Source organism: Paenibacillus sp. LT-B23 (genome assembly GCF_059417685.1).
The window spans coordinates 198,291-218,019 of the sequence record NZ_JBSQBM010000009.1 but is presented as its reverse complement, the minus strand read 5'-3'; the positions used below and the strand labels follow the sequence as shown (position 1 = coordinate 218,019).

Here is a 19,729-nt window from a genome sequence, read left to right as displayed (position 1 = left end):
ATTACCATTGTTTATAGAAGCTCAATGCAACGGCAATCCCTTTACTCATCATTCATTACTGGAGGATTGGACTTGAATAAAATCATTTCATTCTACGTTCCGCTTGGCATCTCATCATTGATTGCGGCGCTGACTCATGTCATCGTCAATGCCGTGCTCGCACGCTCGGAGCATCCTTCGTTCACATTGAGTAGCTATGCGGTGGCAGTCAGCCTGTGCCTGCTGCTGGAAACCCCGCTAACAGCCGTACGACAGATGACCACGAAATTCGGATATGACCGCAAATCCGTTCGTTCCATCGGTATTTTATGTGCATGTGTAGCGGCAGCTGTACTGGTCATCGGCTGGAGCATTGGTCTTACACCCGCTGGAAACCTGGTCTTTGAATATGTATTCGGCGTATCTCCTGCCTTGATCGAACCCACCAAGAGTGTGTTTCAGGTGCTTACTTTACTATACATATTAGTAGCCGTTCGCAACATCTATCAGGGGCTTATTATTAACAAGCACCGGACGGCCTGGATGACGTTCAGCTCGTCCATTCGTATTGTCGCGATGCTAATCGCATCCTGGTTCCTAATTCGTGCAGGCTGGACGAATGACGGACGAATTGGTGCTGCCATCTTTATTGCAGGCATCTTCATTGAACTGGTCGTTACCTTTTTGGAAGGCCGCGTTTTGAAAAAAAAGCTGCCGCCCGACAACGGTGAGCAAACCATCCACCGTGCAAGCCATCTGCTTCCTTTTTATCTCCCCTTGCTGTATTCGGCGCTGGTGCTGGTTGTTCTGAACCCGTCCATACAGGCTGCGCTGAACAATACAACCGATCCATTATTGGCCGTAGCCTCCTTCTCCGTGGCTCTGCAAATCCTGAATCTGTTCGTCTGGTTTTGCAGTTCCCTGCATCAGATCGTCATTCAATTCTATACGAGCAGGCGTCGGGAGGTGCTGATATTTTTGAGCGTTCTGTCCGTACTGTCGCCGTTATTATTGCTGCTGTTGTCCTTTGAATTTGCAGGTGACCCTATTTTGCGGAATGTATTAGGACTGGAAGGGGAACTACTGGTGGAAACGAGAGGATTGCTTCGCATACTTTCAATCTATGTTGCATTTTATCCATGGGTAGAATATTTCATCGGACGGTCGATATTGATCGGCAATACCAAACCTATTTTCATCGGCAGGCTGTTCTCCGTTTCCTTTGCGATTCTCGCGCTCATTTTATGCATCTCCTTTTTTCCAGGGCTGGACGGGCAGGTGGCAGGAATCGTTATGGCTGTTTCCTCACCCGTCGAATTAGGTATCTATCTGTGGCTTTACCGGAAAATCTCTCTGAATACGATGAACGTGTCATCCTGAATAAAAAGCCCGCCAAGAGAGCCCCTTGCCCATGCCAGGCAGATTGGACTCCCTATGGCTGTACCGATCTTTATGCGGTCAAAATGTACGGGCCGTTCTTCGTGATCGCAATCGTGTGCTCATATTGTGCGCCCCAACTGCCGTCTGCCGAGGTGATGGTCCAGCCATCATCCTCCCACAATACAGCCCCCTCCGTTCCGAGGGTAAATACTGGCTCGATGGTAATCACCATCCCTTCGCGCAGCGGCAACCCCGTTCCGGCACGGCCATAGTGCAAAACATCCGGCGGCTCGTGCATCTGACGACCAATACCGTGCCCGATCAAGGGCTTCACGATGCCGTACCGCCGCCATCCTGTCGCTTTTTCCACCGCGTGCCCAATGTCCCCCAGTGTCCTGCCCGGACGGGCGACTTCGATTCCGCGCACCAGTGCCTTATGCGTTTGCCGTAGCAGCCTCGCTACCGGGCGACTGACGTTACCTACTGCATAGGTCCAGCCCCGGTCGGCCAGCCAGCCGTCCTTATTGACGACAATGTCGATGGTCACAATGTCCCCGTCATGAAGTACCCGCTCCGAGGGAAAGCCGTGACATACCACCTCGTTGACCGAAGCGCAGGTGGCATAAGGAAAGCCCTTATAGCCTTTTTGCTCAGGCGTGGCTCCGCGCTTGCTCAAAAATTGCTCTACCCACGCATCAATTTCAAGCGTGGTCATTCCCGGAAGGATACGGCTCTCCAACGCACGATGGCAATCTGCCAAAATACGTCCGGCCTCCCTCATATAGCCGATTTCCTCCGGTGTCCGTATGGCTATCTCCTCCATTGGAATCCGCCTCCTTTTGGCATACAAATTCACTAAACCTATCCCATTGTATGCAGGGCGGACACAAAAAAACCGTCTCCTCTGTGGATAGACGGTTTATAAAAGTCGTATTCCTATGTTTTGCGGGTCATCGAACCCTTTAAGATACTGAAGAATTTATGCGACCGAGTTCGTTTTCCACCACCATGGTCAACTCTTCCTCATACCCTCCTGTAATCCGGTATTTTCGCACATATTCCTTTACAAATTTTTTGGGATCCTTAGGCCGGAAAATTCGAGTCATTTCCCGCAGACTTTCCTTAACTTCATTGTGACCTTTCGTTGCCATGTTACTCCCTCCCAAAACGTTGAAAATAAGTGCTCCGTTGAAGAGAATGCCGAAAAGTATTGATGTCCTTATGCAGTGAAGTAGTATGTCTTAATGCAGCTTAGGTCGGGAATGCCTTATGCAAGGCATGTACCTGACACTATTATTAACCGAACTTCTATTGGCTGAATCACTTCCCCATTATAACATATTCAGGTACAGCTTTCAGCTTTCCAGCAATTTTACATATATTTTACCCAAATTTTACGTTACACGTCATATCTGGATGTCCCTTTTGACTGGTGCAGGACAGTATACTCTATTTATCGGCTTTTGGAGTGTATGTGTTTGGGGTAAAATAAATAAACATACAAGGAGAATGGATGGGAATGTTCCTGAAATGAGCTACATGTGCTTATTGAATAATAGGGGGCTAGACATAATGGAAGCCGCAGCACCAAAAATTTTAATATTGTATGCCAGCTACGGAGAAGGCCATGTGCAGGCCGCCCGGGCGATTATGGACAGTTTGCGGAGGCTCGGACGCTGCGAGGTTCAGTTACTCGACCTGATGGCTGAATCCCATCCCTGGTTGAACAATTTAACCAAATTTGTCTATATGCAAAGCTTCAAAACCATTCCTGGGCTTTACGGTTGGGTATATAACATAACCCGTGGAATGCAGGCAAAATCGGCCTTTGGCAGTATGCTGCATTCCTTCGGGATGCGCCAGCTTGCGCTCACTCTGGAAAAGGAAAATCCTGACCTTGTCATACATACGTTTCCGCAGCTCGCTCTCCCGGCGTTACGCCGCAAATTGGGGATGAAGCTGCCCATTGTGAACGTGGTTACAGACTTTGATCTGCACGGGCGCTGGCTGCATCCCGATATCGATCGCTACTATGTGGCAACCGAGGATATACAGCAGGAAGCCGCACAGCGGGGAATCTCTCCCGAACGGATTGTCGCCACAGGCATCCCGATTCATGCCTCGTTTTATAAAAGGCTTGCCGAAGATACTGATGCTAATGCTGATGTTGCTGAGGATTATCCAATTCCTCCGTTAGATCCGGGAACTACAACACTGCTCATTATGGCAGGTGCCTATGGCGTGATGTCCGGCATATTGGACCTTTGTCGGCAATTGAGCCGTCTCCCGCAGCTGCGGCTACTGATCGTCTGCGGACGTAATCCGCAACTTAAAGCCGAGTTGGATGCGCTGTATGCAGATCATCCCGGTATCCGCATCTTTGGATTCATCGACTATGTTCCCGCACTCATGCGTGCAAGCGATATGGTCATTACCAAGCCCGGCGGCATCACACTCTCGGAAAGCATCGCCTCTGGATTACCCATCCTTGTGTTCAAGCCTGTACCCGGTCAGGAGCTGAATAACGCCCTGTATCTGGAGCAAAAAGGAGCTGCTCGCATTGCCCGTAATACGCAAGAGCTGATTCAACTTTGCGTCGACCTGATCTCCAACCCCTCTCTCGCTCTAGGAATGAAACAGTCGATTGAGCAACTGCGCAAACCTCATCCGGCAGACCGGATTGCCGAGGATATTTTGCACCAGCTTGTGGATAAAACCCCTTCCATACGGACAAATTAACGAAGAATAAGCCAGACGGAGGGGATACCAATGGAACGCAAAGGAAAGGATTTGCTCCCGCTAACGGGTGAGAAGGTAGAAGTAGACGGTATTTATGTCGATGAGGACGGACATGAGCAGCATTTACATCGGGGACAGCATTTTCCCTCTGATGTTGTTTTAGGCGATTCCGAGTGGAAAATGACCGAATACGCCTTTGACAATCATCATGACGGACGTACCGACGAACGACTTGTCCCCAAAGAGGATGACGAGAATAAAAAGGGTAAAATTACACATCCACGCCGTCGTTTACAACGCGGAGATCGTTAACACAGGAAAGAAAGTATCTAAATAAAATATCCACAGATAAGTATATCTTGTTGATATATTGTGCACAATTTGTGCATAAAGCGTGGGTATATTCTATGTTGTCTACAACTTGTGCACAAATTGTGTATAACAACTGTTTGTTTTGTGGATAAGATTATGAAATAGTGGATAAATTGCGTACAACCTGTGTAAAAATTGTTGATAACGTTAAAAATGGCTGAGCGAAACCTATTCGTTCGGTCTTTTTTCGTATTTGGGGTACCTCTAGCAAAACGTGGATGCCAATAGCCTGATCGAGTCATACACAGAAAAGGGTCTGTCAGTTGTGATTATAAAAGAAGTATTCGGCTGCTGTTCGAGAAAAAAGTCCTTTACTGGACCTTAGTCGGGGAAAAATATAGTCTTAGGGCGGTTTATTAACTTGCCTTCTCCCCTTTATCATTGAATTAGGAAAGTAGCAATGATTAATAATCAATTATAAAAATCAAAAGGGAGAAAAGGTAATTGAAAAAAGTATGGCGTTTCATCGTGTATGTGTGCGTTTTTGTTCTGGTTGTGGGAGGAACGGGAGCGATCGGTTTCATGAACACTATGCAGGAGGCTATGTCGGTTTACGATAAGCCGGTTCCTGCTTCTTTACAAAGCATACAAGCTCCTGCCTATGATTCGAAAAAGCCGACAGTGGCCGTTATTTTGGCGAATGAAGTGACCGAGGTGTTCGATTTCCTGGTACCATACGAAATGTTCTCCATGACGGGCTCGTACAATGTGTTTGCGGCAGCTCCCGACAAAAACATCAAATCGTTGACGGGTGGCCTTGATGTCGCACCGCATTACACTTTCGACGAATTGGACAAATTGACGGGCAAAGGTCCGGATATAATCGTGATCCCTTTCATGCCGATTTTGGATGATGCGAAATACAGACCTGTCCGCGAATGGATAAAGAAGCACTCCGGCAAGGAAACAACCTTGTTGTCCATCTGCAATGGGGCGGAAAATTTGGCAGATACCGGCCTGCTGAACGGTAAATCTGCGGCAACGCATTGGGGAGATATCGGCAGATTGGAAAAGAAGTACACCGAGATTACTTGGAAAAGGGATCAACGTTACGTGCCTGACGGCAATATGGTCTCCTCGGCCGGCTTGACTTCGGGGATCGATGCCACACTGTACGTCATATCCAGGCAATTGGGAGAGCCGACAGCGAAGAAAGTGGCAAAGGAAATGAACTATCCTTCCTACGATTTTGTTCAGCATCCGCAAATGGAGCCTTTCACGGCCGGATTGAGTGATATCGTCTATGTTTTAAACAACGCATTTCAATGGAGCAAGAAAAAGAACGGGGTCCTGCTGTATAACGGGGCCGACGAGCTGATGTTATCCTCGGCTTTTGACACGTACGGGGCTTCCGGCACGACGACAACATTGACGATATCAAGCAAAAGCGAGCCGATCGTTACCCGGCACGGGCTGAATCTGATCGCCCGATACCTAATAGCGGATGCTCCGAAGCTCGACAAAATGATTTTTGTGGGGCCGGACGTTAAGACGCGCGCTGAGGGCGATATCCGAAGCTGGAATGAGAACGGCGGAAAGGCTGAGCAGCTTTATCTGCACAGCGATGCGCCGGAGCGGTTCGCGATGGAGCCTGCGTTTGAAGATTTGGCGAAGCAGGAAGATATCGGGACGGCGAAATTCGCAGCCAAGCGGCTCGAGTACCGGGCCACAAGCCAGCTTAAACTTGAAGGAGCGCCATTTTCGTACGAAGCGTTCGGCATACCGATCGGCGTCGGCTTGTTGTCTCTGTTCGTCGTTTATTTGGCAGACAGACGTTTCGTAAGGAGAAAGACCGTTTCCGCATGAAACGGGAAGCCAAGAAGCATCGCAGACGGCCTAGTCTGGATGCTTCTTTTTGGTTGAGGAATCATTGCGTCCGTTGAACCAGGTATAGCAACAAAGCCGAATACACCGTTAGCATGTTGCTGGCGGTCCCTCCTATTTATATACACATGGCTTAGCTTGAACTTTTCTTGCCGAGGTTGGCATAACCTTAATTCCTGTCCTCATACCCTGTATAGTACGGAGCTTACGCATGAAAAACTTATAAAGGAGGATTCGCCTTACATGTCAGTCTATAAGTCTTCCACAGGAATGGATGAAAATATAGCGGCTGTCCTGTGCTACCTGTTTGCCTTCATCGGTGCACTGGCCTTTGTGTTGCTGGAAAAGAAAAGCAGATTCGTCCTGTTTCACGCGCTGCAATCTATTTTTCTGTTCGTAGCCCTCATGATCGGGCATGTGCTTGCAGGACTCATACCGCTACTCGGCCCTCTACTCGCTTCCCTGCTGACGCTGGCAGGCATCGCCTTATGGATCGTCCTGATCATTCATGCTGGACAAGGCAAGTGGCTTAAGCTTCCCTGGGTGGGCGATCTGGCCCTCCATCAAGCCCGGCAGTTGTGAGAAGAGACGGATAGTGCTTCCCATTATTTAGATTTAACAGCAAAAAACCTTGATCCTGAGAAGGAATCAAGGTTTTTTGTAGCTTGTCGGCTTTGTTCGGCTCATACATGAATATGCCCCAGCTTGTCGGGGTTAATCATTAAGTAAAAATTCTGAATATGCTCCTCGTCTGGTGACAGACTGAAGCATAGGACCTCTCTCACTTTGCCTTCCTTCAGAAATGCGAGCTGTACCTCCCCGTTGATGACGGTGCGGACCAGTTCTCTCTCCCGTAGTACGGTTAATACCCGGCGAGAGGTTAGCAGGGCAAGAACGCCCTTGCGCACGACCATGGGTCTCATCACCGTATGCACATTGCCTCCGCCATCAGCCACAAATACGGGTTGCTCAGCCAGCAGTTCTAGCATAGCGCTAACATCGTAGGCGAGAAAGGCGGCTGTAAAACGTTCCAGTACCTTTATTCTGGAAGGGTTCATCGTACTGCTGCTAACGTAATCGGCATAGGCAGATTCCTCGGAAGCGAGAATACGTCGGGAGCGACTGAACAGTTGACGGCAGTTACTCTCTGTCTTTCCCAGTAATTCCGCAATCTCTTTATAGTCATATTGAAAAGCTTCCCGGAGCACAAAAACAGCCCGTTCCATCGGCTTGAGCTGCTCCAGCAGAACCAGAAAAGCGTAAGATATCATATCTTTACGCTCCAACCAATCCGCTGGAAGATCTGCGCTCTCACCAAGCGGCTCCGGCAGCCACTGTCCAACATACGTCTCCCTTTGCTTACGGGCAGAGTTCAGAAGATTCAAACATCGATTCATCGTCATTTTGGCTACATAGGCTTTGGGATTCTGTAAGTCATCCAGGGGCTTTTTCTTCAACTCGACAAAGCAGTCTTGAACTACATCCTCAGCATCCGTCACCGTCCCAAGCATTCGATAAGCAATGGCAAAAGAATATTTACGATATCTTTGATATAGATCCTCCAGACTTAACGCTGCCGATTCTTGTCCAATTCCGTATTCTTTGCCAGTCAAAGTATGGCCTCCTGTTCGATTAAAGACTGCCCGGATACATCCCCGTCGCAATGGCAATCCGGTTCCAACCATTAATGACGTTAACCGCCATAATTAAATCCACATATTCTTCCTCGGTAAAATGTTCTCTGACCCGATTATACAAATCTGTAGGCACCCCTTGTTCAGAAATACGGGCAACCGCTTCAGCTAATTCAAGCATAGCACGTTCTTTTTCCGTGAACAAAGGAACTTCCCGCCATAGGGCCAACTGCAAAATGTGATCCCCATAATCCCCTAGTTTCAATAGATCCTTGGCATGCATGTCCAAACAATAAGAACACCCATTGATCTGAGATACTCTGATTTTCAGCAGCTCGTACAGCACCTTGTCTGTAAAACGTCCGGAAATATATTTTTCCATCTCCATCATAGCCTTAAATGTACTTGGACTCACTGCTCTGTAATTCAATCTTAAACTCACGATACATCGCCTCCATCATTGGTTTACACTTAGAAGACAAATGAACCTGTGGATTTGTGACAATGTGCAATTAAAAAAAATCTGGAATTGCCCTCAATTGACATAGCATGTATTATAGATAAATGATTTTATGTAAAGAAGGTGAGCACTCATATGAACGGAAAAGGTTTTATTAAGGAGTTTAAGGAATTCGCTGTACGGGGGAACGTGATTGATCTCGCGGTCGGTGTTATCATCGGTGGAGCTTTTGGCAAGATTGTCACTTCTGTGGTAAACGATATTATTATGCCTCCGATTGGTAAGCTTCTGGGCGGCATGAATTTTCCAGACCTATATGTTGCTTTAAGAACTGCCGAGCCTTTGAATGCTGACGGTACACGCATGACTCTGGCACAAGCCAGAGATGCAGGGATCGCCGTTCTTGCTTACGGTCAGTTTATTAACGTCCTGCTTGACTTTATGATCGTGGCCTTCTGCGTGTTCCTGCTGGTCAAAGGGATCAACATGCTGAAGCGTAAAGAGGAAGAAAAACCTCCTCAGGAAAAAACGATCAAGGAATGCCCGCACTGCCTGTCGGAAATTCCTGTAGCTGCTACTCGTTGTGCACATTGCACTTCCAAGCTGGAAGGGTACGTAGAAGCACGCTAACTGGTTTCAGCCGGGAAACGTCGGTCAGGAACCACTCATATAACTACAAAAAGCGGCTTAGACGATGCAACGTCTAAGCCGCTTTAACTATAGTATTGAAGGCTTGATCAGCTAAAATTGGTGATGATGCCGCGGGGTCTGACGGGTAAGCCCTCTGCGTATAGATGGGAGACGTCACCGAAGCCAATGCAACGGGGAGTCGCCCACTCCTTGGAACGCTCATCAAACAAGATCGTGGTTACGGAGCTAGGCGGCATCCAGAAACCGGACCAGACCAGGGCCAGTGGCAGCTCCAACAGATGGGCAAGCCAGGTCAGTCCGAAGCCACCATGGCAAAATACGGCCACCCGGTCTTCGGTATGCTTCAGAATCCGATATTTACCCCCAACCCGCTCAAAGCCTTGGCGCTTCAAGAATTCATCGGAATGCAGCTTTAGCTGCTCGAAGGTTTCGGGGCTTTGCGTTCCCTGATAATAGGAAATCTCCTTCCAGGAGTCATGAGTCGGCAGAGGTACCTCAGAGCGGATCACTTCACCGGGTAAATCCCAATGAGAGAGACGGCCGTAGGGAGTTTCCTCCAGCTTCAAGCCCAGCTCCTGCGTCCAGTGCTCCACTTCATGAGTCATCCCGAGAGAATCCGAGGTGTATCGCATCGTATCCAGCGCACGCCCCATAGGAGAAGCATAAATACGGTCCAGTCCGTGACTGGACAGCCGTTTGGCCAGTGCCTGAGCTTCCAAATGCCCTTCCGGAGTTATGGTATTGTTCGGATAATCAGGATCTGCGTGCCGAATGATATACAATCTCATATTTCTTTTCTCCGTTCCTATGAAATGACAACAGGACAGCTTTATCTCATCCTATCCGTAGCCCTCCTAAACTCTTAATGCTTATTCAGCAAGGTTTCCAGAATAGCACGTAAATCCCGGTCTTCCTGATAGACTTCCTCACCCGTATCCAGCTCAATAACCCGGATATATGTATAGTTCGCTCTGACATCGACTGGCTTGAAAATCAGTTCCTCCGGATTGTCCGGACGGACATCATAACCCATATTTTTAAACATATCTGTGATTTGCTCGATACCCGGCTTGCCACCGCTTTCCAGCATAATCAGTCCGCGCAGCTCCTTGGGTTCTTCCGGATGCATGACCCGAAAATGTACGATACATTCCATGTAAAATCGCTCCTTTCGATCGTATACCTATTTTATGGCGTAAATCTCCACGTTCCCAGCATACCCCAAACCCCACTCCACATTCTATAGCTGCCTTCATATCGTCAGGATGAAAAACACGTTATACTGTAAAATAGACCTTTTTACATCTGCTTAAAATGAGGAGGAACCACGATGACTAGCGAGCTTCTGGACATCTATGACGATGAAGATAAGCCCCTTGGCACAGCTTCCCGCCAAGATGCACACGCCAAGGGATACTGGCACCATACCTTTCACTGCTGGCTGGCACGAGACACCTCAACAGGCCGCCGCTTGCTCTTTCAACAGCGCCAGGATACGAAGGACACCTTCCCCGGCTACTACGATATTACGGCAGCAGGCCATTTAACGGCAGGTGAAGATGTATCTCAGGCAGCGCGTGAGTTGGAGGAAGAACTCGGCATTCACGTTCCTTTTGCCTCATTGACACCGCTGATGACCGTTCGGCATGAGGGCAAAGGAACGGCACAGGGCATATCTTTTTGGGACCGTGAGGTCAGCTCGGTGTTTGGTTTGCTGTCGAACCAGCCATTGGAGGCCTATCGTCTCCAGCAAGAAGAAGTGGCCGGGCTGTACGAAGCAGACCTCAAACAAGCACTTGCCCTCTTTGAAGGACGTATTCCTTTTCTCGAAGCCAACGGCGTATCCTCGGGGCTGAACCCCGAACAATATCGCCGCCTGATTACATCGGATCAATTCGTTCCTCATAAGGCCGGATACATTACATCTATATGCCGGGCTCTGATGGAACTTCCTGCTCTATAATTCTTATTTTATTCTCCAGCCGACATATATTTACCGATAATGCCCTCATACCGCCAGCCATACCGGGTCGACAGCTCGCTGCCCATGTCATGCTCCAGCTCATACAGAATCAGATCCTGGGCAAAATGATTCAGCAGCAGTCCTGTCATCACCGGATGCTCGGTAATGAGCGCCTGTGTCGGGCAATTCTCTCCCCGCATGCCCAGCATGCACCAGCGCCGATCAATGACAAAAGAAAATTTGCGCCCCGAAGGTTCCTGTCCGGCCTCATGAGACGCACGCGGTAGCCATGGCCCAAGCACACTTTCTCCGTTATCGCAGGACCATAACAGGCGCACACCCCGTTTTTCGGCTTTTTCCAGCTCGGTCCGCAGCAGTTCAGCTTCCTCACGCCACAAATCCAGCACAATCTCATGCTCCGCCCGTTCCAGCTCACGTGTCAGGCTTTCCAGTACATTCCGGTCGCCTTCCGCGTTATAAAAGGTCGGCTTGGCCGGCTCTGCTCTCGGCATTTCCTTCTCGACCGCACGCAGGGACTCCTGCAATTGCCCTTCAATCATCCGGGTCAGCTCACCCGATGGCAGCATGCTGTAACGCACAGGTTCTCCCGCACTCGCCCTGAGATACCCCTGCCCGGCCAGACGCTGCAAAGCTGCGTATACGTTGGAGCGTGATGCACCCAGACGCTTGGCGACTTCATAGCCGGAGGCCGCATTTTGCCTTGACAGCTCGACCATAACCTTGGCTTCCATTTCCGTAAATCCCAGATTCCGCAGATGATGCAGCAAACGCTCCATATGTTCTGTTCCCCCTATGCTGCCCGGCGTTCTGTCTATGTCCTGCGGCAGCCTGTTCGGCTGCGTCAAATCTGTTCAGCTCCGCAACGCGGGCACCACTTGGAGCCTTTGGGCAGCTCGGCTGTACAAATTTGGCATTTCACATTCTCTCGTACCTGTGCAGCCGGAGTTGCCGGCTTTTCTGCCTCAGAGTTGTTAGCCTTCCAGTACCGAATGCGCTCGTCCAGCTCCTCCTGACGCTCCCGTTCACGTTCCAGCTCCTCCAGACGACGATGCTCTTGCTCCAGCTCTTCCTGACGACGGCGCTCCCACTCTTCATCGAAGGCCGCCTTTTCTTCCGGTGTAAAGTCGGACACCGTATAGTTGCGTTCCAAGCTGGATGGTTCGTGTGTTTCATGCAGCTTATCCTGCTCCAGTTCATGCCGATCATACGGCTCATGTTCTTCGTAATGGTTGTAAGCAGGCTCAGCACTCTTGGCTGGCTCTTCGTGCTTGCGCAGATCAAACGAATATACGCCGGTTGGCGCCTCTTCGCGCACAGCAGCTACTTGCTTGGAAGCTGCCTGTCCCTCATTCAGCTTGCGCCCACATTTCGGGCAAAAGTTCGCATCCAGTGGCACAACAGCTCCACAGGTGCATAAATGAGCATTTTTCAGCTCTGCAATTCTGCCACGAAGCTCGTCAATTTCATCCTGAAGCTCATCACAAGCGGTAGATAGCTGTGTCATTTCCTTTTCTGCCACCGACATATCGGATGCCCGGTAGCCTTCATAAAAAATTTGACCCATTCGCAAAAAATGAACATCCATTTCCTGCTGGATCGCCGTAATCTGTGAGTTTATTTTACTAATCTCGACAGCATGCTGTGCCTTTTCTGTAGCGCGATTAGCGCCTTCCTTAATACGTTGAATCAGCTTCATCGTGATTTCCTCCCTATATCCAGCCGGATTTCCCCGTACCGTGCATATATCCAAGTTTTTTTCTGTTGGCAAACCTCGAACTCCTGTATAATGGAATGCGGTCATATCGCCTTTTGGAAGGATGCAAGCATCCGCGGCAACGTTCTGACATTCTAACAATCTGTTCAGACCCGCATGCGTTTCAGCATATATTTCAGTCTATTGTCTTGTTCTCAAGGTCAGCTTATGCTGACTAGAACTCTATCATACCAAAAACTACCCCCATTTGTGAAAATGGAAGATTTTATAATCGAAAGGGGTTTCAGGATCATGGACCCAAATCCTGCTTTTTACCCCCGACCTATCGGGGTTCCTTATTCAACGTCGAGCCCGCAGGCCCGCCGTGCTTCTATGGATACCAGCACAACACTGGTATCTGACAGTGACCGCGACTCGGCTTATTTTCGCGCTTTGGAGAACGCGGGCATTCACTTGAACCGCCCGCAAATCCAGGCGGTCCGTCATGGTAAAGGTCCCCTACTGACACTAGCCGGGGCAGGCTGCGGCAAAACCACCGTGTTGGCCGCCCGTGCGGGCTACCTGATGGCGCTGCGGGATGTTCCTGCATCGTCCATTCTGCTCGTGACCTTCACCAGCAAGGCGGCTGCCGAAATGAAGCTGCGCATCGCAGGATTGCCCGGTGTGCGCCCGGCTGCCGCACGTGCCGTCCAAGCACGTACCTTCCACTCGTTCGCTTTGGCGATGCTGCGGCATCGCGGCGTGCAGGATGAAGTATTCGGCGAAACGCAGGCCCAGCACACCGTTATGAAAATGATGCTGCGCCAGCTTGGGCTTAGCGAGGCGTTCCAGCCTGAAAGCCTGCTGTCCGCCCTCTCCGCCTGGAAGGCGGAAGGCCGCAGCGCGGACGAGCTGCCGGAAACCGTACGCGAGGAATCGGATGCCAAACGTGCCATGCTCGCTTATGAAGCGTGGAAACAGGAGCGCAATAAAATGGATTTTGACGATATTCTGCTGCGTGCCTCCGTTCTGCTGCGTGACCCGGACGTACTTCAACCGCTTCAGCGGCGTTTTTCCCACATCATGGTCGATGAGTTTCAGGATACGAATGCCCTGCAATATGAAATGGTGCAGCGATTGGCTGCCCGTCACCGCAATCTGATGGTCGTCGGTGATGATGACCAGACGATCTACACCTTTAACGGGGCGCGTCAGGAATCCATTCTGGAGTTTGACAAGGTTTATAAGGATGCAAAGGTCATTACCCTTGATATTAATTACCGCAGCGATGCGCGGATTTTGGGGCTGGGCTCCAACATTGTCGCCAAAAACGTCCATCGACGCTCCAAGCGCCTGTCGGCTGCCGGACGTGAGGGCTTGCCCCCACAGTTTGCCACACCATCCGGGCCGGAGGAAGAAGCGGCGCATATTGTTACACATCTGCTCGGACAAGTGGAGGAAGGTCGGCTTCGCTACCGGGATATCGCAATTTTGCACCGGACAGCCAGCGGAAGCCGTTCTATTTTTGAGCAACTAATCATGCGGGATGTACCGTTTATTCAGTATGGAGCCGGGGCGGTATTTTATGACCAATCCCTGATTCGCCCCTTGATGGATCATCTGCGTCTGTCGCTGAACCCAAGGCGGATGGAATCCATTCCGAGTACCCTTGGGCCGCTGTATGTTTCCCGTGAAGCGGGAATGGAATGGATTATGCGCGAGGAAAAGCAGCAGGCTAAAAAATATCCGTTAATCCATCTCAGTCGCTGGGATCGGCTGCGCGACTTTCAGCGCGAACAGGTGAAGGAGCGTATTCGGCTGATTCGCAGCCTCACCACGATGAAGCCGACTTTCGCCATTCAGGAAATGCGGCGCGTCTTCTATGATAAATATTTGGAAAGCGGCGATACGGGCGCGTGGACTCATTATAAGGAAACGATGCAGGAAAGTCTGGAGGAGCTGGAAACGGCGGCGAAGCGGTTTGACACGATGGAGGCGTTCGTCAGCTTTGCGGACGAGCTTTCCGAGCGCCACCGTCAGATGGAATCGCTGCGCAGAGAGGAAGACAGCGATGCTGTCCGCCTTATGACGATCCACCGGGCCAAGGGACTGGAGTTCCCTTGCGTCTACTGGATCGGCGCCAGCGAAGGCATCCTGCCGCATAGCTCCGCGTTGCACAGCGAGCTGCCAGAGGATCGGCGGGCAGGCGCAGCCCCCGCAGCGGCCGTCGATAACGACGCGGCGCTGGAGGAAGAGCGACGCCTCGCCTACGTGGCCGTCACCCGGGCGAAGGAGCTGCTGTACATCACCTCCCCTGCCTCCAATCATGGCAAGCCTGCCGCCGTGTCGCGTTTTCTGCTGGAAGCCTACGGGGTCACACCCCCTGAGGCTTCCAAGCCGGAAACGCGGCGCACCAGCTTCGGCCAGCCGAAGAGTACGCCCGGGCATGGTAGCCGCACCAGCAGCGGGGCTACCGTGTCTAGCGCTGGGACCCGCGTAAGCAGCAGGCCCGGACCGGGTAGCGGGCCAGCGCGGACGGCCTCGTCGGTGGCAAGTACACGGGAGGAGCCACGCATCAGCGTGCCCGTGTGGAAATGCACCGACGACGCCTGCAAGGCGTGGATGCGGCGCGATACGACAGGCGCCCGCCGAACGGCTTCGGCTGGAGCAGGCACGCCGCCGGTATGCCCGCTCTGCTCATCCCCGATGGCAGAGGGGACACGCAGCATCCCGGCTAGATAGGCATAAACTAAATCATTCTTCCCCTGAAAAAGTATAAAAGCACCATCAAAACCACTAGCTACATGGTTATGATGGTGCTTGTTGATCATTATATATCTGTCATTTTCTATTTATACCATTTCCATAAGTACTTTAAGAGAGTGGAAACAGAAATACGCTTTTGAAATAATCCGAATATTTCATCCCATTATATTACGGTGAAAGGACAACAAAGCGGACCTTCATGTTTTAGTCTTCTACAAAACGGATATAAGGACGTTGAAAATACCTTTGGTCAGACACGAAATAATATTCTTTCCCCACAACAAGAGGAGGGATAACGGATTTTGAAGAGATATATAATTTTTTAATCTCGCCTCCGTTAGAGGCATCGCTTTGGATGACTAAGTAATCATCTTTAACTTCGACTAATTTAGCGGTTTCACTTGGATGAGATCCTGAATAATAATAAATCAAACCAATGATTAGTGAAATAAATACAATTTTTAGAATAAATGATGAAATTTTATTTTTTGTTACTGACATTAGAATACACCTCCAATAATTGATCATTATACTATATCTATGATATTATTGGAAATAGAATTACAATATTATTCCACTTTGGAGGTAAAAGATGAAAAAGAAGACAGGGTTACTCTCGCTTGTGGTAGTTGGACTCCTTGCATTTTCTCAAGGCTCAGTTAGCGTGGCTAGTGCGGCAGAAATGGAGGTAATGGACTATACTCCACTGAAAATTGACAACAATCTAACGGTTAAAAAATTTTCTGATGGCCGTATTGAGCCGATTGAGAATGCAAAATCTTTGACGGAGAAACAACAAGACGAGATCTTAAGCGAAATGGGTTATACCGAAAAAGAAAGTGAAGAACTCTCTGAGGCAGAGAAAGTTTATCTCATTACTGAGGGTGGAGTGAAAGTTAAAGTAACCCAAAGTGAAATGGTTCACAAATATTTTGATCTTAGTGGTAAGGAACATATAATTACACCAGAAAATGAAGCTGAAATTAACAAGATCAAAGAAGCTGATTTAAAAAAAATAAAAGGTGATAAGTTTAGCACATCTGCAATGGGATCTGTTAACGACGGTACTTTTTCAGGCACTTCTTCAATTCATTATATGGGGAAAACAGCTAATGGTAGAGAGTACAAGTATTCATACAGAACACATTTTAACTGGAGCAACATCCCTTGGATTACCTTATCTGATAGGGTAGCGCATGCTTTCCAATCCCATACTTCTGCCATTGGGTCAAAAGCTGATTTCTTTTATCGTTCAGCAAATGGAAACTGGCATGATGGTGAATTTAGTAATATTGACCAATCACAAACTTTGGGAACTGTTGGGTCAGTCCGCTTAATACCCATCAAAGAGCAATACGGAACTTTATATACTGAAGTAAGAATACCAGAAGCGCATGGTGGCGGTACAGGAAGCTTTGCCAATAGTTATGCTCATTCATACACGGAGGTACCATTCGCTATATCTTTAGGTTCAGTGAGTATTACTGGGACTGGATTAGGCGATTTTTGGAGTTGGAGAAGCAATTTCACAATTGGTCAATGGGACTAGTAATATTTTTGACTGGAAAATGACCGCTTTATGGCCCGCCACTGGACTTTTGCTGTGGTAAATTTGTATCATGGAAAATCGAATAAGGAACAGCACCACAGCTTTCGGGCTTAGGTGATCAGGTCGGCCAATGTGCTGGCCTTTTTTATATAATCCTTGCAGAATCTTTGGAACTCTTGCAGTTCTTACTCCATATGAAAAAACAAGTAGAAGGATATAAATTTCACTTTGTCGAAGTATGCTATCATGGGGAGGTGTTGATTCATTGGGTTTCTGGCAATTGATAATCGCGTGGATATGTACTGTTTGTTTGGTAATCATTTTTAAAGATAGAGTTAGCAAGTGGCTGCTCTATCCTTTGTCGCTTATTTGCATATTGGGTACATTGTGTTTTTGGGTTTATAATCAATAAATTGGGCAAATAGAGGAAATCGGGAGCAGCCTGTCATTCCTCTATACATCGCTCAATTGCTCTTATTATGATCTTAGCGACAAACTACTTCCGAGTATTACTTTCCTTCCAAATAAGAAACAGGCTCTTTAACCTCAACCTTGGTACCGCCAAATTCATCTTTAATGTATTTCTGAGTATCCTCGCTATGATACAGGTCTGCCAACTTTTGAAGTCCTTTGTCATTTTGCTTATCGGATGAGGTAACCAGGACATTGATATTATTTTTAGTCGCCTGACTAATCTCTTCGTGGAACAAAGAGTCCTTAAGTACATTCAGGCCACCTTCCAAAGCAATCGTGTTCCCGATCAGCACCAAGCCTACATCCTGAATCACACGAGGACCTGTTTTATCGTCGATCAGCTCGAATTTCAGGTTTTTAGGGTTGCTGGTGATATCATTGACCGTGCCTAAAGCATCATCAAAATCTGCTTTCAGCTTAATTAAGCCGGACGCCTCCAACAGCTTCAAGCCTCTTGCCGTATTGGCCGGATTATCTGCCAAAGCCACCAAAGCCCCGTCCGTCACTTCATCAATGCTTTTGAATTTTTGTGAGTAGATGCCCATCGGCTCCAGATAGGTTGTGGCAATAGCCTTCAAATCCGCCTTACTTTCCTTGTTGTAGGTAACGAGATACGCCCACGACTGGAATGCATTCACATCTACTTCGCCTTCCTTGGTGGCATTGTTCGTTTCGATCCCGCCGTTAATTTCCTTCACTTGAATGTCCAGCTTGGCATCCTTAGCTGCTTGAGATTGGGCAATATGCTTCCATATCTGTGCGTCCGAGCCCATGGAACCGATGACTATTTTCTGTGTTTCCGAACCGGAAGTGGAGCTGGCACCACTACTGTCAGAGCTTTTATTGCCACATCCTGCGGCTACTAATAATAAACTGATTCCTAATAGTAAAACGAATGATTTCTTCATCTCTAATTCCCCCCAGATCTTGCTAGTGCATCGTCATTCCGCCTGTAACATTAATCGCTTGTCCTGTCATATATGCGGAGAGCGGACTTGCCAAAAACAGCACCACATTGGCGACATCCTCCACCTCAGCCGTTCTTCCCAGAGGTACCTGAGAACAATCTTCCTCATATATTTCTTGAGCGGTCATTCCACGAATGACGCCCCCCTCAATCCGTTCCCGATGCTTCATCGGCGTTTCTACAATGCCAGGACACACCGCATTGACCAAAATATTTTGGGGCGCAAGCTCAATCGCCATAACCTTGGTTAATCCGAGAACCGCGTGCTTGGAGGCGCAATACCCTCCCATCGCCCGATATCCATTTTTTCCAGCCTGCGAAGCGATTTGAATAATTCGTCCCGGCTTATGAGCGTTCACCATTTCTTTGGCAAAACGTTTGGACGCCACATATAATCCGGTTGAATTAATAGAAAATACCTTCTCCCAGTCTGCTAACTCACTATCAATAACATAGTCCATCGTGGAAGTGCCCGCACAGTTTACCAATATGTCAGGGACTCCCGTTTCACTGAATAGTACATTGCACCATCTCTCAATATCGTCCGTCTTGGAAATGTCCAAATGAGTTTCAACCAACTGCGGATGGACCACTCGATACGGCTCTTCATAGGAAATATCAGCAGAAATCACTTTAGCCCCGCTTTTCATGAAAAGCTCCACAATTCCCTTGCCTATACCTGACTTGCCGCCTGTCACTACCGCTGTCTGATGAGATAAGTCAATCGAAATCATAAATTTTAAAATACTCTTTCGAAAGGATCTCGGCTAATGCCAGCTTCCAATACAATTTTCACATATTCCTGCGCCGAGAAAAGAGAGTGGTCCTTGTAATTCCCGCATTCCAGAGGCGTAACAGCCGGAACCTCTGTGGTTTCCAGAATTTTTTTCAAGGTTTTTTCCAAAGCGACTGCAATTTCTTCAGGCTCATGTTCGTTCCAAAGAATTAAATAGAACCCGGTTCTGCATCCCATCGGAGAAATATCGATAATCCCTTTAATTTCATCTCTCAGATACGTCGCCAACAAGTGTTCCAGCGTATGTACAGCGGCTGTTGGAATTGCATCTTCATTGGGCTGTAAAAATCTCAAGTCATACTTTTGAACTGTGCTTCCTTTTTCGTCATGCTCTACTCCGGCTGCTCTTACATAAGGGGCTTTTACAATCGTGTGATCTAATTGAAAACTTTCTACTTTTGCCATTTCACTCAACCTCATTTTCTGTAATTTATATTTTTAATCTAATGACGGATACTCTA

The 19,729-nt window shown here is 48.6% G+C and carries 21 protein-coding genes; 9 read left to right on the top strand and 12 right to left on the bottom strand.

Annotated features, from left to right (window positions below):
- Positions 1–72 precede the first annotated feature (72 nt).
- Entirely contained in the window at positions 73–1,359 is a 1,287-nt protein-coding gene (locus ACWXW9_RS13610; protein WP_494929826.1) for a hypothetical protein, read from the top strand.
- Positions 1,360–1,429: 70 nt separating this feature from the next.
- Here ACWXW9_RS13610 and map read toward each other — a convergent pair whose 3' ends face one another.
- The gene (gene map / locus ACWXW9_RS13605) at positions 1,430–2,182 is read right to left on the bottom strand and encodes a type I methionyl aminopeptidase (RefSeq protein WP_494929825.1); all 753 of its coding nucleotides are present in this window, start codon (positions 2,180–2,182) and stop codon (positions 1,430–1,432) included.
- Positions 2,183–2,321: 139 nt separating this feature from the next.
- Positions 2,322–2,510, bottom strand: coding sequence for a hypothetical protein (locus tag ACWXW9_RS13600; RefSeq protein WP_007428354.1), 189 nt, complete (start codon positions 2,508–2,510; stop codon positions 2,322–2,324).
- Positions 2,511–2,931: 421 nt separating this feature from the next.
- Between ACWXW9_RS13600 and ACWXW9_RS13595 the strand changes: the two genes are divergently transcribed.
- The 4 genes from ACWXW9_RS13595 (at position 2,932) to ACWXW9_RS13580 (ending at position 6,876) form a co-directional block, all read left to right on the top strand.
- Positions 2,932–4,098 carry an MGDG synthase family glycosyltransferase gene (locus tag ACWXW9_RS13595; protein ID WP_494929824.1) on the top strand — a complete coding sequence of 389 codons (1,167 nt, stop codon included), beginning with the start codon at positions 2,932–2,934 and terminating at the stop codon, positions 4,096–4,098.
- Positions 4,099–4,128: 30 nt separating this feature from the next.
- On the top strand, positions 4,129–4,410 hold the full coding sequence (locus ACWXW9_RS13590; RefSeq protein WP_494929823.1) for a transposase: 282 nt from the start codon (positions 4,129–4,131) through the stop codon (positions 4,408–4,410).
- A 504-nt stretch (positions 4,411–4,914) separates the two neighbouring features.
- Positions 4,915–6,276, top strand: coding sequence for a DJ-1/PfpI family protein (locus ACWXW9_RS13585; protein WP_494929822.1), 1,362 nt, complete (start codon positions 4,915–4,917; stop codon positions 6,274–6,276).
- A 261-nt stretch (positions 6,277–6,537) separates the two neighbouring features.
- Positions 6,538–6,876 (top strand): DUF4870 domain-containing protein, encoded by a 339-nt coding sequence (locus tag ACWXW9_RS13580; protein ID WP_025682727.1) that lies wholly within the window; start codon positions 6,538–6,540, stop codon positions 6,874–6,876.
- Positions 6,877–6,977: 101 nt separating this feature from the next.
- Here the strand turns inward: ACWXW9_RS13580 and ACWXW9_RS13575 are convergent, their stop codons facing one another.
- Positions 6,978–7,907 (bottom strand): sigma-70 family RNA polymerase sigma factor, encoded by a 930-nt coding sequence (locus ACWXW9_RS13575; protein WP_494929821.1) that lies wholly within the window; start codon positions 7,905–7,907, stop codon positions 6,978–6,980.
- A 19-nt stretch (positions 7,908–7,926) separates the two neighbouring features.
- Positions 7,927–8,370, bottom strand: a complete 444-nt coding sequence (locus tag ACWXW9_RS13570; protein WP_494929820.1) for a carboxymuconolactone decarboxylase family protein — start codon at positions 8,368–8,370, stop codon at positions 7,927–7,929.
- Between the two features lie 153 nt (positions 8,371–8,523).
- Here ACWXW9_RS13570 and mscL point away from each other — a divergent pair, with 153 nt between their 5' ends.
- A complete protein-coding gene (gene mscL / locus ACWXW9_RS13565; RefSeq protein ID WP_494929819.1) occupies positions 8,524–9,018 on the top strand; it encodes a large conductance mechanosensitive channel protein MscL in 495 nt (164 codons plus the stop codon).
- A 107-nt stretch (positions 9,019–9,125) separates the two neighbouring features.
- On the opposite strand, the gene ACWXW9_RS13560 is transcribed toward mscL, so the two are convergent.
- Positions 9,126–9,827, bottom strand: coding sequence for a histidine phosphatase family protein (locus ACWXW9_RS13560; RefSeq protein WP_494929818.1), 702 nt, complete (start codon positions 9,825–9,827; stop codon positions 9,126–9,128).
- 74 nt (positions 9,828–9,901) lie between these two features.
- The gene (locus tag ACWXW9_RS13555) at positions 9,902–10,195 is read right to left on the bottom strand and encodes a hypothetical protein (RefSeq protein WP_494929817.1); all 294 of its coding nucleotides are present in this window, start codon (positions 10,193–10,195) and stop codon (positions 9,902–9,904) included.
- A 174-nt stretch (positions 10,196–10,369) separates the two neighbouring features.
- Between ACWXW9_RS13555 and ACWXW9_RS13550 the strand changes: the two genes are divergently transcribed.
- Positions 10,370–11,002 carry an NUDIX hydrolase gene (locus tag ACWXW9_RS13550; protein WP_494929816.1) on the top strand — a complete coding sequence of 211 codons (633 nt, stop codon included), beginning with the start codon at positions 10,370–10,372 and terminating at the stop codon, positions 11,000–11,002.
- 8 nt (positions 11,003–11,010) lie between these two features.
- Here the strand turns inward: ACWXW9_RS13550 and ACWXW9_RS13545 are convergent, their stop codons facing one another.
- Together ACWXW9_RS13545 and ACWXW9_RS13540 are read right to left on the bottom strand one after the other, a co-directional pair.
- Complete coding sequence (locus ACWXW9_RS13545; protein WP_134914490.1) at positions 11,011–11,799, bottom strand: TrmB family transcriptional regulator; 789 nt, start codon at positions 11,797–11,799, stop codon at positions 11,011–11,013.
- A gap of 65 nt (positions 11,800–11,864) precedes the next feature.
- Positions 11,865–12,719 carry a zinc ribbon domain-containing protein gene (locus ACWXW9_RS13540; RefSeq protein ID WP_494929815.1) on the bottom strand — a complete coding sequence of 285 codons (855 nt, stop codon included), beginning with the start codon at positions 12,717–12,719 and terminating at the stop codon, positions 11,865–11,867.
- Positions 12,720–13,028: 309 nt separating this feature from the next.
- On the opposite strand from ACWXW9_RS13540, the gene ACWXW9_RS13535 reads away from it, so the two are divergent.
- Positions 13,029–15,458, top strand: coding sequence for a UvrD-helicase domain-containing protein (locus tag ACWXW9_RS13535; RefSeq protein WP_494929814.1), 2,430 nt, complete (start codon positions 13,029–13,031; stop codon positions 15,456–15,458).
- 228 nt (positions 15,459–15,686) lie between these two features.
- Here the strand turns inward: ACWXW9_RS13535 and ACWXW9_RS13530 are convergent, their stop codons facing one another.
- On the bottom strand, positions 15,687–15,983 hold the full coding sequence (locus tag ACWXW9_RS13530; RefSeq protein ID WP_134911359.1) for a hypothetical protein: 297 nt from the start codon (positions 15,981–15,983) through the stop codon (positions 15,687–15,689).
- Positions 15,984–16,074: 91 nt separating this feature from the next.
- On the opposite strand from ACWXW9_RS13530, the gene ACWXW9_RS13525 reads away from it, so the two are divergent.
- Positions 16,075–17,031: a hypothetical protein gene (locus ACWXW9_RS13525; protein ID WP_494929813.1), complete on the top strand. Its 957-nt coding sequence runs from the start codon at positions 16,075–16,077 to the stop codon at positions 17,029–17,031.
- A 509-nt stretch (positions 17,032–17,540) separates the two neighbouring features.
- Here ACWXW9_RS13525 and ACWXW9_RS13520 read toward each other — a convergent pair.
- Genes ACWXW9_RS13520 through ACWXW9_RS13510 form a run of 3 tightly spaced genes read right to left on the bottom strand, consistent with a single transcriptional unit; the run spans position 17,541 to position 19,673 of the window.
- On the bottom strand, positions 17,541–18,413 hold the full coding sequence (locus tag ACWXW9_RS13520; RefSeq protein ID WP_494929812.1) for a MetQ/NlpA family ABC transporter substrate-binding protein: 873 nt from the start codon (positions 18,411–18,413) through the stop codon (positions 17,541–17,543).
- A 22-nt stretch (positions 18,414–18,435) separates the two neighbouring features.
- Positions 18,436–19,206, bottom strand: coding sequence for an SDR family NAD(P)-dependent oxidoreductase (locus ACWXW9_RS13515; protein WP_494929811.1), 771 nt, complete (start codon positions 19,204–19,206; stop codon positions 18,436–18,438).
- Positions 19,207–19,211: 5 nt separating this feature from the next.
- Positions 19,212–19,673, bottom strand: a complete 462-nt coding sequence (locus tag ACWXW9_RS13510; RefSeq protein WP_494929810.1) for an S-ribosylhomocysteine lyase — start codon at positions 19,671–19,673, stop codon at positions 19,212–19,214.
- Positions 19,674–19,729: the final 56 nt, after the last annotated feature.

Bases quoted from the DNA above. Each gene is read 5' to 3' on its own strand.
- ACWXW9_RS13515 (WP_494929811.1), bottom strand. From the start codon at position 19,206: ATGATTTCGATTGACTTATCTCATCAGACAGCGGTAGTGACAGGCGGC.
- ACWXW9_RS13580 (WP_025682727.1), top strand. From the start codon at position 6,538: ATGTCAGTCTATAAGTCTTCCACAGGAATGGATGAAAATATAGCGGCT.
- ACWXW9_RS13525 (WP_494929813.1), top strand. From the start codon at position 16,075: ATGAAAAAGAAGACAGGGTTACTCTCGCTTGTGGTAGTTGGACTCCTT.
- ACWXW9_RS13600 (WP_007428354.1), bottom strand. From the start codon at position 2,510: ATGGCAACGAAAGGTCACAATGAAGTTAAGGAAAGTCTGCGGGAAATG.
- ACWXW9_RS13590 (WP_494929823.1), top strand. From the start codon at position 4,129: ATGGAACGCAAAGGAAAGGATTTGCTCCCGCTAACGGGTGAGAAGGTA.
- ACWXW9_RS13535 (WP_494929814.1), top strand. From the start codon at position 13,029: ATGGACCCAAATCCTGCTTTTTACCCCCGACCTATCGGGGTTCCTTAT.
- ACWXW9_RS13550 (WP_494929816.1), top strand. From the start codon at position 10,370: ATGACTAGCGAGCTTCTGGACATCTATGACGATGAAGATAAGCCCCTT.
- map (WP_494929825.1), bottom strand. From the start codon at position 2,182: ATGGAGGAGATAGCCATACGGACACCGGAGGAAATCGGCTATATGAGG.
- ACWXW9_RS13560 (WP_494929818.1), bottom strand. From the start codon at position 9,827: ATGAGATTGTATATCATTCGGCACGCAGATCCTGATTATCCGAACAAT.
- ACWXW9_RS13540 (WP_494929815.1), bottom strand. From the start codon at position 12,719: ATGAAGCTGATTCAACGTATTAAGGAAGGCGCTAATCGCGCTACAGAA.
- ACWXW9_RS13530 (WP_134911359.1), bottom strand. From the start codon at position 15,983: ATGTCAGTAACAAAAAATAAAATTTCATCATTTATTCTAAAAATTGTA.
- mscL (WP_494929819.1), top strand. From the start codon at position 8,524: ATGAACGGAAAAGGTTTTATTAAGGAGTTTAAGGAATTCGCTGTACGG.
- ACWXW9_RS13595 (WP_494929824.1), top strand. From the start codon at position 2,932: ATGGAAGCCGCAGCACCAAAAATTTTAATATTGTATGCCAGCTACGGA.
- ACWXW9_RS13520 (WP_494929812.1), bottom strand. From the start codon at position 18,413: ATGAAGAAATCATTCGTTTTACTATTAGGAATCAGTTTATTATTAGTA.
- ACWXW9_RS13545 (WP_134914490.1), bottom strand. From the start codon at position 11,799: ATGGAGCGTTTGCTGCATCATCTGCGGAATCTGGGATTTACGGAAATG.
- ACWXW9_RS13555 (WP_494929817.1), bottom strand. From the start codon at position 10,195: ATGGAATGTATCGTACATTTTCGGGTCATGCATCCGGAAGAACCCAAG.
- ACWXW9_RS13510 (WP_494929810.1), bottom strand. From the start codon at position 19,673: ATGGCAAAAGTAGAAAGTTTTCAATTAGATCACACGATTGTAAAAGCC.